The following is a 13,296-nucleotide window of genomic DNA, read 5'->3' on the forward strand; positions in this document are numbered from 1 at the left end:
CCTCCTAGGCTTCGGCTTCTTCGGCGGTTTCCAGACCCAGCACCTTGGCGCGGATCTCTTCGATCATCTCGGGGTTCGCGCGCAGGTAGTCGGCGGCCTTCTCCTTGCCCTGGCCCAGGCGGACCTCGCCGTAGGAGAACCAGGACCCCGACTTCTCGATCACCCCCCGGTCCACGGCGACGGTGACCAGGTCGGCCACCGGGTCGATGCCGCGGCCGAAGTAGAGCTCCAGCTCGGCCTCGCGGAAGGGTGGGGCGAGCTTGTTCTTGGTCACCTTGACGCGCACCACGTTGGCGATGGGCTGGTCGCCCTTCTTGATCGGCTGGCCCTTGCGGCGCACGTCGAGGCGGATCGAGCTGTAGAACTTGAGCGCCCGCCCGCCGGTGGTCACCTCGGGGTTGCCGTACATCACCCCCACCTTCTCGCGGATCTGGTTGATGAAGATGGCCGAGGTGTTGCTCTTCGAGAGCACGCCGGTCAGCTTGCGCAGCGCCTGGCTCATCAGCCGCGCCTGCAGGCCCACGTGGGCGTCGCCCATCTCGCCCTCGATCTCGGCGCGGGGCACGAGCGCGGCCACCGAGTCGACCACGATCACGTCCACCGCGCCCGAGCGCACCAGAAGCTCCACGATCTCGAGCGCCTGCTCGCCGGTGTCGGGCTGGCTGAGCAGCAGGTTGTCCACGTCCACGCCCAGCTGCCGCGCGTAGACGGGGTCGAGGGCGTGCTCGGCGTCCACGAAGGCGGCCACGCCGCCGGCCTTCTGCGCCTGGGCCACGATGTGCAGCGCCAGGGTGGTCTTGCCGCCCGACTCGGGGCCGTAGATCTCGATGATGCGGCCGCGGGGGATGCCGCCGATGCCCAGGGCCAGGTCGAGGGCCAGGCTGCCGGTGGGGATGACCTCCACCTCCTGGCGCGGACGCTCGCCCAGGCGCATGATCGCGCCGGTGCCAAAGCGCTTTTCAATCTGCTTGAGGGTGCTTTGCAAGGCCTTTTGCCGTTCGTTGTTTTCCACGTTCGTCACGCTCCTTTAGGGCAAAGGTGTCCAAAACCGTGTACTGGGGGCCCTTCGGCGTGAGCCGGCTCTCGACCAGCGCGAAGGCCTCCACGGGAAACTCGAGGTCGAAGACCACCGGCCCTGGCCGCGGGGCGGGCCCCTTGCGGCGGGCCAGGGTCAGGTGGGCCTTGTAGGCCCGTTCGTCTTCCAGAAACTCGGGCAGCGTCCGGCGCAGCGCCAGCGCCAGGGGCTCGAAGCCGTCGCCCTCGGCGCGGGCGAACCAGACGCGCGGCCGCCCCTCGTTGGGGAAGAAGCCGGTCCCCCGAACCCGGGCGGTGAAGGGGCCGCTCGCCCGGGCGGCCTCGCGGCCCGCGGCGCGCACCCGCGCGAGCTCGGACTCGGGGACGTCGCCTAAAAAGCCCAGGGTGAGGTGGATCTGGTCTTCCCGCACCGGCTTCCAGTTGCCGCGCAGCATCCGCTGCGCCTCGGCCAGCGTGCGCTGAACGGTGCGGGGAGGGAAGATCGCGTAGAAGAGTCTCATCGGCGGTGGCTCCAAAACAGCGCCAGGGCCGCGTAGGCGGCGCGCAGGCGCACGGCCTCGCGTCCCAGCGGGGGAAAGCGGTAACGCTTCGTTTGGGTGCCGTCCGGTCCGGCCAGCCCGACGTAGACGGTGCCGACCGGGTGCCCTTCCAACTCGTCGGGGCCGGCCACCCCGGTGGTGGCCAGGCCGTAGGTCGCGTTCAGTTCGCGCCGCGCGGCTTCGGCCATGGCCGAAGCGGTCTCGGCGGAAACGGCCCCGTGGGCCGTGAGGGTGTCGGTAGGCACGCCAAAACGGGCCTTTGCGCCCATAGAATAGGATACCATGCCGCCCAAATAGTTCCGGCTGGCCCCGGGAACCTCGGTCACCAACGCGGCCAGCAGCCCGCCGGTGAGGGACTCCATGGTGGCGAGCGTGGCCCCCTGCTCGCGCAGCCGCGCGAGGACCTGGCCGGGCAGGGTGTCCTCGTCGTAGCCCCAGACGTGCCCGGCCAGCCGCCGGGAAACCTCGTTCATCCACCGCTCCACGGCCGCGGGCGCGCCCTCGGCGCTCAGGTGCACGCCGTCGGCGTGGGCGTAGATGCCGCTCGTCACCCCCGCGTCCCAGAGGTCCGCGAGGCGCGCCATGATCTGGGATTCGCCCAGGCCGAAGGTCTTGAGCTCGCGGCGCACGGCGCCGCTTTGCGGCAGCCCCAGCCGCGGCAGCAGCCCGGCCCACATCGGCCGCCACTCGGCCGGCGGACCCGGTAGGGCCACCAGGTCGCGGCCGCCTTCGCGCAGCCACCAGCCGGGGGCGGTGCCGCGGGGGTTGGCCAGCCAGACGGCGGCCCGCGGCTTGACGGCCTGTTTGACGTTGATCCGCGTCATGGTGCGGCCCATGCGCGCGAAGCGGTCCTCGATCGTGCGCACCATGGCCGGGTCCTCGGCGAGCTCGAGCCCCAGCCCCCGGGCCACCGCCTCGGTGGTCACGTCGTCGGGGGTGGGCCCGAGGCCGCCCAGGAAGACGAGCAGGCGCGCGCCCGGCCAGAGTTCGCGCGCGGTCTGCGCCAGGCGCGCGGGGTCGTCGGCGACGCGCAGCGTGCGCCAGACCTCGAGCGCGTAGGGGCGCAGGCTCCGGGCGACTTCGGCGGTGTTGGTGTCGAGCGTCTCGCCGCGAATCAGCTCGCTGCCGACGCCGACGATCTCGGCAGTCTCCATCGTCGTTCTGGGGGCGGGCCCCTTCCCAGTCTACCCTTCGTTTGCGCTGCGAACGGTTCAGAAAAGCACGGGAAGCCTTGCACAAGAAGCCGGCGCCGGCGCGCTCAGCTCATCTCCTCGAGCCACGCCACCACCGCCTCGGCCGCGGCCAGGTTGGTGGCCAGCGGCACGTCGTGCACGTCGCAGATGCGCATCAATGCGCTCACGTCGGGTTCGTGGGGCTGGGCGGTGAGGGGGTCGCGGAAGAAGATCACCGCGAGGATGCGGTCCTCGGCGATGCGGGCGCCGATCTGGAGGTCGCCTCCGAGCGGCCCCGACTGCACCCGCTCGACCTCGAGCCCCGCCTTCTGGGCGAGCATCTTCCCGGTGGTGCCGGTGGCGACGAGCGGAAAGCGCGCCAGCAGCTCGCGGTGGTCCTTGGCGAAGGCGATCAAGTCGGCCTTCTTCTTGTCGTGCGCGATCAGCGCCAGCGCCTTTTTCATACGCTCAGCTTACCTGCCTATACTGGGGGCGATGAAACCGGAACTGAACCTCAACTTCTTCGAAGAACTCCTGGGCGCGGTGGGGCCGAGCGGCTTCGAGGACGAGGCCGCGCGCGTCTGGGTGCGCGAGGCCGAGACCTTCGCCGACGAGGTCTGGCGCGACGCCCACGGCAACAGCTACGCCCGCATCCGCCCCGGCGGGAGCCCGCGCATCATGCTGGCCGGGCACATCGACGAGATCGGCCTGATCGTCACCCACGTCTCCGACGAGGGCTTCGTCTACGTCGAACCCCTGGGGGGCTGGGACCCGCAGGTGCTCGTGGGCCAGCGGGTGCGCTTTCTAGGCAGGAAGGGGCAGGTGCTGGGCGTGGTGGGGCGCAAGCCCATCCACGCCCTAGAGCCCGACGAGCGCGGCAAGGCGGTGAAGCTGAAGGACGTCTGGATCGACGTCGGCGCCGCGGACAAGAAGGAGGCGCTGGAGGCGCTCGAGGTGGGCAGCGTGGGCGTGATCGACCAGCCGCTGCGCTACCTGATGGGGCGGCGGGTGGTGAGCCGCGCCATCGACAACCGCATCGGCGCCTTCGTGGCGCTCGAGGCGCTGCGCCGGGCCCAGGAGCTGGGCGGCGAGGCCGAGGTGGTGGCCGTGGCCACGGTGCAGGAGGAGATCGGGGCCTGGGGCGCGCGCACCGCCGCCTTCCGGCTCGAGCCCGACACCGCGCTGGTGGTGGACGTGACCCACTGCAGCCGGCAGCCCGGGGTGGACCCCAAGCGGCACGGCGAGGTGGCCCTGGGCAAGGGGCCCAGCCTGGCCGTGGGGCCCTACGCCCACCCGGGGGTGCTGGCGCGGCTGCGGGCGCTGGCCGCGGAGCACGGGATCCCCTACGTGCTCGAGGCCCACGGCCGCTGGTCGGGCACCGACGCCGACGAGATCGCCGTCACCCGCGAGGGCGTGCCCGCCGCGGTGGTGAGCGTGCCCAACCGCTACATGCACTCGCCTTCCGAGATGATCGACCTGGGCGACGTCGAGCACACCGTGGAGCTGATGGCCCGCTACGCCGCGGCGCCGCTTACGGAGCTGGTGCGGAAGTGAGCCTGACCCTGAAGGAAGCCCAACGGCGCGTGGACGCCTGGATCGGCCGCTTCGAGGAGGGGTACTTCCCGCCGCTCCTCATGCTGGCGCGGCTCACCGAGGAGACCGGCGAGGTGGCGCGGGTGCTGGCCCACGCCCACGGCAAGACGCCCAAGCCGGGCGAGGCCGCGGGCGAGCTGGCCGAGGAGCTGGCCGACCTGCTCTTCGTCCTCATCAGCATGGCCAACAGCCACGGCATCGACCTGGAGGAGGCCTTCTTGGCGGCGCTGGCCAAGTACGAAGCGCGCGACGCGGACCGCTGGACGCCCAAGCAGCCGTGAACCTCCTGCGCTTGGACCTGCTTGCCGCGCCCCACGGCTTCACCACCCGCGCCGGGGGCGTGAGCACCGGGCCCTACGCGGCGCTCAACCTCTCGACCGCCACCGGCGACGACCCTGCGGCCGTGGCCGAGAACCGCCGCCGGGTGCGGGCCGCCTTCGGCGGCGCGCCGCTGGCGCGGCTCAGCCAGGTGCACGGCACCGCCGTGCACGCGGTGCAGGGGCCCGGAGTGTGGGAGGGCGACGGGCTGGTGAGCGCCGAGCCGGGGCTCGTGCTCGCCGTGAGCGTGGCCGACTGCTACCCGCTCCTGCTGGAGGACCCCGCCGTCGGGGCGGTGGCGGCGCTGCACGCGGGCTGGCGCGGGGTGCTGGGGAACATCCTGGCCGTGGGGGTGGAGCGGCTGGCGGAGCTGGGCGCCGATCCGGCGCGGCTGCGCCTGGCCGTGGGCCCGGGCATCGCCGGGCCCAGCTACCAGGTTTCGGCGGAGCTGGCGGAGCGCTTCGCCGCGGCGGGCTACGAGGACGCCGTGCTCCCCGACCCCGAGCCGGGGCGGGCGCGGCTCGACCTGCCCACCGCGATCCGCCGGCAGGCGCTGGCGCTGGGGATCGGGCTCGAGCACCTCGCCTTCTCGGGGCGCGACACCTACCGCGACCCGGCGCTCTTCTCCTACCGCCGCGACGGGGCGGCGAGCGGGCGCATGTGGGGCCTCATCCAGGTGCCCCCGCGCCCGGGGTAGGCTGGGGCCGATGCGGCTTTTGTGGCCCAAGGCGCGCGTGCGGCGCGTGACCGAGCTCACCCCCGAGTGGTTGGCGGCGCGAGGGCTTCGCGGCCTCGTGGTGGACCTGGACAACACCCTGGTGCCCTACGGCGTCCGCCCGCCGGCGGAGGGCGAGCTGGCCGCGTGGAACCGCGCGCTCGCCGAGGCGGGGATCCCCGTCTTCATCGTCTCCAACGCCAAGCCGGGGCGCACCCGCGCCTGGGCGCGGTCGCTGGGGTTGGAGGGCTGGGGCCTCGCGGGCAAGCCCTTCCCCTGGAGCCTACGCCGGGCGGTGCGGCGGATGGGCCTCGCGCCGCGCGAGGTGGCCGTGGCCGGCGACCAGCTCTTCACCGACGTGCTGGGCGCCAACCTGATCGGGGCCTATTCCGTGCTCGTCGAGCCGATCGAGCCGAAGAAGGGGCTGCCGCACACGCGCTGGGTGCGGGCCCTCGAACGCCGCATCCTGGAGCGAGTTCCAGGCCCCCAAAACGGGGGTGCACAGCGCTCGGAATCCGGTGAATAATAAACGAACGCAGCAGGAGCGGGCGACTATACTTGAGCCAAGGCGAAGGCGTGTAGCCCGGATTCGGCTGGAGGAAACCGATGAGCGTATTGACGATTGGCGATAAGCGGCTCGGCGCCGCACTTATTGAACTCGGCCACTTGAAGGACGAGGATTTGCAGCGTGCCCTGGAACGGCACCGCGAAATCGGGGGCTCGTTGGCCGAGGTGATCGTGGACATGGGGCTGCTCTCGGAGCAGCGCATGGCCCAGGTGATCGAAGAAGCCTTCGGGATTCCTCTGGTCAACCTGCACGAGGTGGAGATCCCGCCCGAGGCGCGGGCCAAGCTGCCCGCGGAAAAGGCGCGGGAGCTCGAGGCCATCCCCTTCGCCCTCGAGGGCGACACCCTGCGCGTCGCCTTCACCAACCCCCTCGACACCCTGCGCGTCGACGAGGTGGAGGACCTCACCGAGATGCTCGTCGAGCCCTACCAGGTGCTCCGGCCCTCGTTCGAGTACGCGCTGGCGGTCAACTACCCCGAGCTGGGGCTCGAGACCCCGCCGCCCCCCTCGCCGATCCAGGAGCACGAGATGCGCCTGGGCGAGCTGCTGTTGCAGAAGGGGCTGATCCAGCGGGAGGCGCTCGAGCAGGCCCTGGTCGAGCAGGAGCAGACCGGCGAGCTGCTGGGCCGCATCCTCGTCGGCAAGGGGCTGATCCAGGAGATCGACCTCTACCAGGCCCTGGCCGAGCAGGAAGGGGCCGAGTTCCTACCGAGCACCGACAAGGTCGAGGTCGACCGCGACACCGCCAACCTCTTCCTGCGCACCGACGCGCTGCGCTACCACGCGATCCCCGTCCAGCAGGGGCGCAAGAGCGTGCGCGTCGTCGTCTCCGACCTGCGCCACAAGCAGGCCGTCGAGAGCCTGCTGGGCAAGCGGGTGAAGTTCGTCCTCACCCTGCCCGAGGAGTGGGAAAAGCTCTTCGCCCGCGCCTACCCGGGCTCGGGCCGCCTGGGCGAGTCGCTCGTCCAGGACGGCAAGCTCGACCGCGACAGCCTGCGGCAGGCGCTCAAGGTCCAGGAGCGCCTGGGCAAGGCGCGGCCGCTGGGCGAGGTTCTCGTCGAGCTCGGCTACGTCTCCGCCGAGGACGTGGAAGAAGCCCTCAAGAAGCAGCGCGCCGGCGGCGGCCGCCTCGAGGACACCCTGGTCCAGTCGGGCAAGATCAACCCCGAGATGCTGGCCCAGAGCCTGGCCATCCAGCTGGGCTACGACTACATTGACCCCGTGGAGAACCCGCCCGACCCCAGCGTGCTGCACCTGGTGGGCGAGAATACGGTGCGCCGCTACACGGTCTTCCCGCACCACCTCGAAGGCGACGCCCTGGTGGTGCTGATGAAGGACCCGCGCAACATCTGGGCGATCGACGACCTGCGGGTCTTCACCAAGCGCGAGATCATCCCCGCGGTGGCCGCCGAGGAGCAGATCGTCAAGCTGATCGAGCGCTTCTACGGCTCGAGCGGCGACCTCGACGAGCTGACCAAGGAGTTCGCCCACAAGCACCGCGAGGAAGAGGAGGTCTCCACCGACCTCGACGACAACGCGGTGGTGCGGCTCGTCAACACCATCATCCGCGAGGCCTACCTGCAGGACGCCTCGGACATCCACATCGAGCCGCGCGAGGCCGACGTGATCGTGCGCATCCGCATCGACGGCGCGCTGCGCGAGTACATGCGCCTGCCCAAGGGCGCGGCCCCGGCCATCGCCAGCCGCATCAAGATCATGGGCAACCTCGACATCGCCGAGCGCCGCCTGCCCCAGGACGGCCGCGTGCGCTTCAAGGACCGCAGCATCGACCTCGACCTGCGCCTTTCCACGCTGCCCACGGTCTACGGCGAGAAGTCGGTGATGCGCCTCTTGCGCAAGGCCACCGAGATCCCCGAGATCGAGGGATTGGGCTTCGCCCCCGACGTCTTCGAGCGCTTCCAGGAGGTCATCAGCAAGCCCTACGGCATCTTCCTGATCACCGGCCCCACCGGTTCGGGTAAGTCGTTCACTACCTTCTCGATCCTCAAGCGGGTGGCCACCCCCGACAAGAACACGACCACGATCGAGGACCCGGTGGAGTACGAGATCCCCGGCATCAACCAGACCCAGGTGAACATGGCCGCGGGCCTCGACTTCGCCCGCGCCCTGCGCGCCTTCCTGCGCCAGGATCCGGACATCATCATGGTCGGTGAGATCCGCGACTCGGAGACCGCGCAGATCGCCACCGAGGCCGCGCTCACCGGCCACCTGGTCATCGCCACCCTGCACACCAACGACGCCGCCGGCGCGATCACCCGCCTCGACGAGATGGGCGTCGAGCTCTTCAACATCTCGGCCTCGCTGATCGGCGTGCTGGCCCAGCGCCTGGTGCGCAAGGTCTGCGACCACTGCAAGGTCGAGGTCGAGCCCGACCCCTCGGTGCTGCGGCGCCTCAACCTCGACGAGAAGGAGTTCAAGGACGTCACCCTCTACCGCGGCGTCGGCTGCGAGCGCTGCAACGGCACCGGCTACAAGGGGCGCTACGCCATCCACGAACTGATGGTCATCGACGACGAGATCCGCCGGGCCATCGTCGAGGGCAAGTCGGCCACCGAGATCAAGGAACTCGCACGCAGCAAGGGGATGAAGACGCTGCGCGAGGACGGCATCTACAAGGCCATGCAGGGCATCACCACGCTGGAAGAGGTCATGGCCCGCACGATCGAGTAAGGGAGGCAAGGATGCAGAAGGTTCCGGACATCGTCGATCTTCTCAAGCTGTCGGTGGAGCGGGAGGCCTCCGACCTGGTCATCACGGTGGCGCTGCCGCCGATGGTCAAGATCGACGGCGAGTTCCACCCCACCGAGTACGAGCCGCTCACCCCCCAGGACACCCGCAAGCTGATGTACGCGCTGATGGACGAGAAGCAGCAGCGGCAGTTCGAGGAGTCGAAGGAGCTCGACTTCTCCTTCAGCCTTCCGGGCAGCGGCCGCTTCCGCGTCAACGTCTTTTTTCAGCGCGGCTCCGTGGGCGGGGTGTTGCGCGTGGTGCCGACGGTGATCAAGTCCTTCGACGAGCTGGGCCTGCCCAAGAACATCGGCGAGCTGGCGCTCAGCCCCCGCGGGCTGCTGCTGGTGACCGGGCCCACGGGTTCGGGCAAGTCGACCACGCTGGCGGCGATGCTCGACTACATCAACGAGAACCGCCGGGCCCACATCGTCACCATCGAGGACCCGATCGAGTTCTTCCACAAGCACAAGATGTCGATCATCAACCAGCGCGAGGTGGGCACGGACACCCAGGGCTTCCACGAGGCGCTGCGCAGCGTGCTGCGCCAGGCGCCCGACGTGATCCTGGTCGGCGAGATGCGCGACTACGACACGATCTCGGCCGCGATCACCGCCGCGGAGACCGGCCACCTGGTCATGGGCACCCTGCACACCAACTCGGCGCCCGAGACGATCGACCGCATCATCGACGTCTTCCCGCAGAACCAGCAGGAGCAGGTGCGGGTGCAGCTTTCCAACAACCTGGTGGCCGTGCTCACCCAGCAGCTGCTGCCCAAGGCCTTCGGCGACGGCCGCGTGCTCGCCTACGAGCTGATGGTGGCCACCCCGGCGGTGCGGGCGCTGATCCGCGAGGGCAAGAGCCACCAGCTCACCAGCGTGATCCAGACCGGCGGGCAGTTCGGCATGATCACGATGGACGCCCACCTGGCCGACCTCTACCGGCGCAAGGTGCTCTCCTACGAGACCGCGCTCTCGCGCGCCGTCGACCCCAAGGAGTTTACCCGCCTGGCCGGCGTGGGCGCGGGGAGCAGCGTGCCCGGCGGCACCCCGACCCCGCGCCGCCGCTAGCGTATCGGGAGCGGCTGCAAGGTGCCGCGACGGGTTGACGCGTTCCGGGGCCGCGGGAATAATTAAGCCATCCGGCGCTGCCGGTGGCCCCCTATGACGGAGCCGAACGCGTTGCTCACGCTAAAACACGTTACCAAGCGCTTTCCGGGCGTGGTAGCCGTGGACGGCGTCAGCCTGGAGGTGCGTCCGGGGGAGGTGCACGCCCTGCTCGGCGAGAACGGGGCCGGGAAGACGACCCTGGTCAGCCTCCTCTACGGCCTCTACCCCCCCGACGCGGGGGAGATTTTTTGGCAGGGGCGGCCGGTGCGGATCCGCTCCCCCCAGGAGGCCATCCGCCTGGGGATCGGGCTGGTGCCGCAGCACCCGCTCCTGGTGCGGGCGCACACGGTGCTCGAGAACCTGGCCCTGGGCATGCCCCGGGGCTTCCTCTTTCCCACCCGCGGGCTCGAGTCCCGCATCGCCGAGCTGACGCGGCACTACGGCTTCCGCTTCGACCCCCACGCCCCCGTCTGGCAGCTTTCCGAGGGCGAGAAGCAGCGGGTGGAGATCGTGCGCGCGCTGCTGCAGGGGGCGAGGCTGCTCGTCCTCGACGAGCCCACCTCGGTTCTCACCCCCCAGGAGGCGCGCGAGCTGTTCAAGGTGATCCGCCGCATGCGCGCCGAGGGGGAGGCGGTGATCTTCATCAGCCACAAGCTCGACGAGGTGCTCGAGGTGGCCGACCGCATCAGCGTGCTGCGCAAGGGGCGGCTGGTGGGGACGATCGCGCGTGAGGAGGCCGACAAGGCCGAGCTGGCGCGGATGATGGTGGGGCGGCAGGTCAGCTTCGAGCGCCGCAAGCCGCCGGCGCAGCCCGGGGAGGTGGTGCTCGAGCTCACCGAGGTGCACGCCGCGAGCGACCGCGGCCTGCCCGCGTTGCGCGGCGTCGACCTGCGGGTGCGCGCCGGCGAGATCCTGGGCCTGGCCGGCGTGGCCGGCAGCGGCCAGCGCGAGCTCGTCGAGGTGGTGACGGGGCTGCGCCGCCCCGAGCGCGGCGAGGCGCGGGTGCTCGGCCGGGCGCCCTGGAGCCGCCAACGCGCGCGCATCGCCCACATCCCCGAAGACCGCCGCCGCCAGGGGGTGGCCGGCGGCCTCGACCTGGCCGAGAACCTGATCCTGCACGACTACGCCCGGCCCCCCTTCGCGCGCGGGCCGCTGATCGACCGCCGCGCCGTCTACGCCTTCGCCCGCGAGCAGGTCGCGCGCTACCGTATCGACCCTCCCGACCCCCACACGCCGGCGCGGCTGCTCTCCGGGGGCAACCTGCAGAAGCTGATCCTCGCGCGCGAGCTCCACGGGGAGCCGCCCCTGATCGTCGCGGTCCACCCCACCTACGGCCTCGACGTGGGGGCGACCGAGCTGGTCCACGAGCTGCTCATCGAGCAGAGCCGCGGCGGGGCGGCGGTGCTGCTCGTCTCCGAGGACCTCGACGAGGTCCTCGCCCTCGCGGACCGGGTGGCCGTAATCCAAGGGGGCCGCATCGTGGGCGAGGTGCCCGCGGAGGCGGCCGACCGTGAGCGCATCGGGCTTTGGATGGCGGGGGTGGAGGCGTGAGGCGGGTCGGCCCCTTCCTGATCGAGAAGGACCTCGTCGCCCCGCCGGGGCGGGTGCTCGCCGTCTCCACGGCGGCGCTGGTGCTCGCCTTCCTGGCCGCGGGGCTGGTCTTCTGGGCCTACGGGGTAAGCCCCTGGGTGGCCTACCGCACGATCTTCACCGAGACCCTGCTGAGCCCCAGCGGTTTCGCCGAAGGGGTGCGCCGGGCGATTCCGCTGCTGCTCGCGGGCGTGGGGCTGGTCCTTGCCTTCCGCGGCCAGTTCTGGAACATTGGCGCCGAGGGGCAGCTCCTGCTCGGCGCGGTGGCCGCCGCCGGGGTGGCCCTCTTCGTGCCGCTGCCCGACGCGCTCAAGCTGCCGGCGATGTTCCTGGCGGGCTTCGCCGCGGGCGGGCTCTGGGCGGCGGTGCCGGCGCTGCTCAAGCTGCGCCTGGGCGTGAACGACGTGCTCACCACCCTGATGCTCAACTACGTCGCGGTCTACCTGGTGGAGTGGTTGATCCACGGACCCTGGCGCGGACTCACCGCCTTCGGTTTCGCCTACACCGACCGCTTCCCGGAGGCGGCGATGCTGCCGCTCCTCCCCGGCACCTACGTGCACTGGCCCACGCTGCTGCTGGCGCTGCTGCTCGCGGTGGCGGCTTGGTTCGTGCTCGCGCGCACCGTGTGGGGCTACCCCGTGCGGGTCACCGGCGACAACCCCGAGGCCGCCCGCTACGCCCGCATGCCCGTCTTCTGGGTCATCTTCGGGGTGGCCCTCGCCTCCGGGGGGCTCGCGGGCCTGGCCGGCGTGGGCGAGGTGGCGGGGGTGCACGGCCGCCTGCTGGGGGCCTACCAGATCTCGCTGGGCTACGGCTACACCGCGATCATCGTCGCCTGGCTGGCGCGGGGGAACCCCCTGGGCGCGGTGCTCACCGCACTCTTCATGGGCCTCGTCTTCGCCAGCGGCGACGCGATGAAGATCGCGCTGCAGATGCCCTTCCGGGTTACCGACGTCTTCAACGGGCTGATCCTCTTCTTCCTGATCTCGACCGAACGCCTGCTCTACTACCGGGTGCGCTGGGCCCCGGCGCGAAAGGAGCGTTGATGGAGGACTGGATCTGGACCACGCTGGTGCGGGCGCTCGCCTTCGGGACGCCGATCCTGCTCGCGGGTCTGGGCGAGATCTACGCCGAGCGCAGCGGGGTCGTCAACCTGGGGGTCGAGGGAATGATGGCCGTGGGGGCGCTGGCCGCCTTCGCGGTCGCGCAGTCGAGCGGCAACCCCTACCTGGGGCTGCTCGCGGCGGTGCTGGTGGGGGCGTTCATCGCGCTGCCCTTCGCCGTCGCCTCGATCACGCTGCGCGCCAACCAGTACGTGGCGGGCCTGGCGCTCACCATGCTGGGCCTTGGGCTCTCGGGGCTGCTGGGCAAGCCCTACGAGGGCGCGCCGCTGGCCCACCCCCTCCCCGAGGCCGGCTTCGTCGCGGCGGCGCTGGCGCTGGCCGTGGGGCTGTGGTTCTTCCTGCGCCACACCTTCGGCGGCCTGGTCCTGCGCAGCGCCGGCGAGAACCCCGAGACCGTGGACGCGATGGGGATCAACGTCTACGCGGTGCGCTACGGCGCGGTCGTCTTCGGCGGGGCGATGGCGGGCCTCGCCGGGGCCTTTCTTTCGCTGGCCTACCGGCCCAGCTGGGCCGACGGCATCACCTCGGGGCTGGGCTGGATCGCGGTGGCGCTCGCGATCTTCGCGGCCTGGCACCCGCTCAAGGCGGTGGGCGCGGCGCTCTTGTTCGGCGCGCTCTACCACCTCTCCTACCGCTTGCAGGCGGTGGTGTCGCCCGAGTTCCTCAAGGCAATGCCCTACCTGTTCGTGGTGGTGGTCCTGTCCCTGAGCGCCCTCAGGCGGGGTCCGTCGGGGGCCCCCGAGGCGCTGGGAATCCCCTACGTACGTGGGGAACGAAGGTAGCAGG

General features: G+C 71.1%; 13 protein-coding genes. 9 read left to right on the forward strand and 4 right to left on the reverse strand.

Features of this window, described 5'->3' with window-relative positions; all coding sequences use genetic code 11:
* Nucleotides 1–4: 4 nt before the first annotated feature.
* The 4 genes from recA to mgsA form a co-directional block, all read right to left on the reverse strand.
* Nucleotides 5–1,012, reverse strand: a complete 1,008-nt coding sequence (recA, locus tag OCEPR_RS00545; RefSeq protein WP_013456751.1) for a recombinase RecA — start codon at nucleotides 1,010–1,012, stop codon at nucleotides 5–7.
* Nucleotides 960–1,535, reverse strand: a complete 576-nt coding sequence (thpR, locus tag OCEPR_RS00550) for an RNA 2',3'-cyclic phosphodiesterase (protein WP_013456752.1) — start codon at nucleotides 1,533–1,535, stop codon at nucleotides 960–962. Before thpR ends, recA begins: the two co-directional genes overlap by 53 nt.
* Entirely contained in the window at nucleotides 1,532–2,728 is a 1,197-nt protein-coding gene (locus OCEPR_RS00555; RefSeq protein WP_013456753.1) for a CinA family nicotinamide mononucleotide deamidase-related protein, read from the reverse strand. The genes thpR and OCEPR_RS00555 overlap by 4 nt, the downstream gene beginning before the upstream one ends.
* Nucleotides 2,729–2,832: 104 nt before the next feature.
* Entirely contained in the window at nucleotides 2,833–3,210 is a 378-nt protein-coding gene (gene mgsA / locus OCEPR_RS00560) for a methylglyoxal synthase (RefSeq protein WP_013456754.1), read from the reverse strand.
* 31 nt (nucleotides 3,211–3,241) lie between these two features.
* Between mgsA and OCEPR_RS00565 the strand changes: the two genes are divergently transcribed.
* From OCEPR_RS00565 to OCEPR_RS00605, 9 genes are all read left to right on the forward strand, one after another.
* On the forward strand, nucleotides 3,242–4,300 hold the full coding sequence (locus OCEPR_RS00565) for a M42 family metallopeptidase (protein ID WP_013456755.1): 1,059 nt from the start codon (nucleotides 3,242–3,244) through the stop codon (nucleotides 4,298–4,300).
* Nucleotides 4,297–4,620 (forward strand): nucleotide pyrophosphohydrolase, encoded by a 324-nt coding sequence (locus OCEPR_RS00570; protein ID WP_013456756.1) that lies wholly within the window; start codon nucleotides 4,297–4,299, stop codon nucleotides 4,618–4,620. Before OCEPR_RS00565 ends, OCEPR_RS00570 begins: the two co-directional genes overlap by 4 nt.
* A complete protein-coding gene (pgeF, locus tag OCEPR_RS00575; protein WP_013456757.1) occupies nucleotides 4,617–5,354 on the forward strand; it encodes a peptidoglycan editing factor PgeF in 738 nt (245 codons plus the stop codon). The genes OCEPR_RS00570 and pgeF overlap by 4 nt, the downstream gene beginning before the upstream one ends.
* Nucleotides 5,355–5,364: 10 nt before the next feature.
* The gene (locus OCEPR_RS00580; RefSeq protein WP_013456758.1) at nucleotides 5,365–5,898 is read left to right on the forward strand and encodes a YqeG family HAD IIIA-type phosphatase; all 534 of its coding nucleotides are present in this window, start codon (nucleotides 5,365–5,367) and stop codon (nucleotides 5,896–5,898) included.
* Nucleotides 5,899–5,978: 80 nt separating this feature from the next.
* Nucleotides 5,979–8,630: a type II/IV secretion system protein gene (locus OCEPR_RS00585; protein WP_013456759.1), complete on the forward strand. Its 2,652-nt coding sequence runs from the start codon at nucleotides 5,979–5,981 to the stop codon at nucleotides 8,628–8,630.
* Nucleotides 8,631–8,641: 11 nt separating this feature from the next.
* The gene (locus tag OCEPR_RS00590; protein ID WP_013456760.1) at nucleotides 8,642–9,757 is read left to right on the forward strand and encodes a type IV pilus twitching motility protein PilT; all 1,116 of its coding nucleotides are present in this window, start codon (nucleotides 8,642–8,644) and stop codon (nucleotides 9,755–9,757) included.
* Nucleotides 9,758–9,850: 93 nt separating this feature from the next.
* Entirely contained in the window at nucleotides 9,851–11,347 is a 1,497-nt protein-coding gene (locus OCEPR_RS00595) for an ABC transporter ATP-binding protein (RefSeq protein ID WP_013456761.1), read from the forward strand.
* Entirely contained in the window at nucleotides 11,344–12,432 is a 1,089-nt protein-coding gene (locus tag OCEPR_RS00600; protein WP_013456762.1) for an ABC transporter permease, read from the forward strand. The genes OCEPR_RS00595 and OCEPR_RS00600 overlap by 4 nt, the downstream gene beginning before the upstream one ends.
* Nucleotides 12,432–13,292 (forward strand): ABC transporter permease, encoded by an 861-nt coding sequence (locus OCEPR_RS00605; RefSeq protein WP_013456763.1) that lies wholly within the window; start codon nucleotides 12,432–12,434, stop codon nucleotides 13,290–13,292. The genes OCEPR_RS00600 and OCEPR_RS00605 overlap by 1 nt, the downstream gene beginning before the upstream one ends.
* Nucleotides 13,293–13,296 lie beyond the last annotated feature (4 nt).

This window comes from Oceanithermus profundus DSM 14977 (genome assembly GCF_000183745.1).
Lineage (GTDB): Bacteria > Deinococcota > Deinococci > Deinococcales > Marinithermaceae > Oceanithermus > Oceanithermus profundus.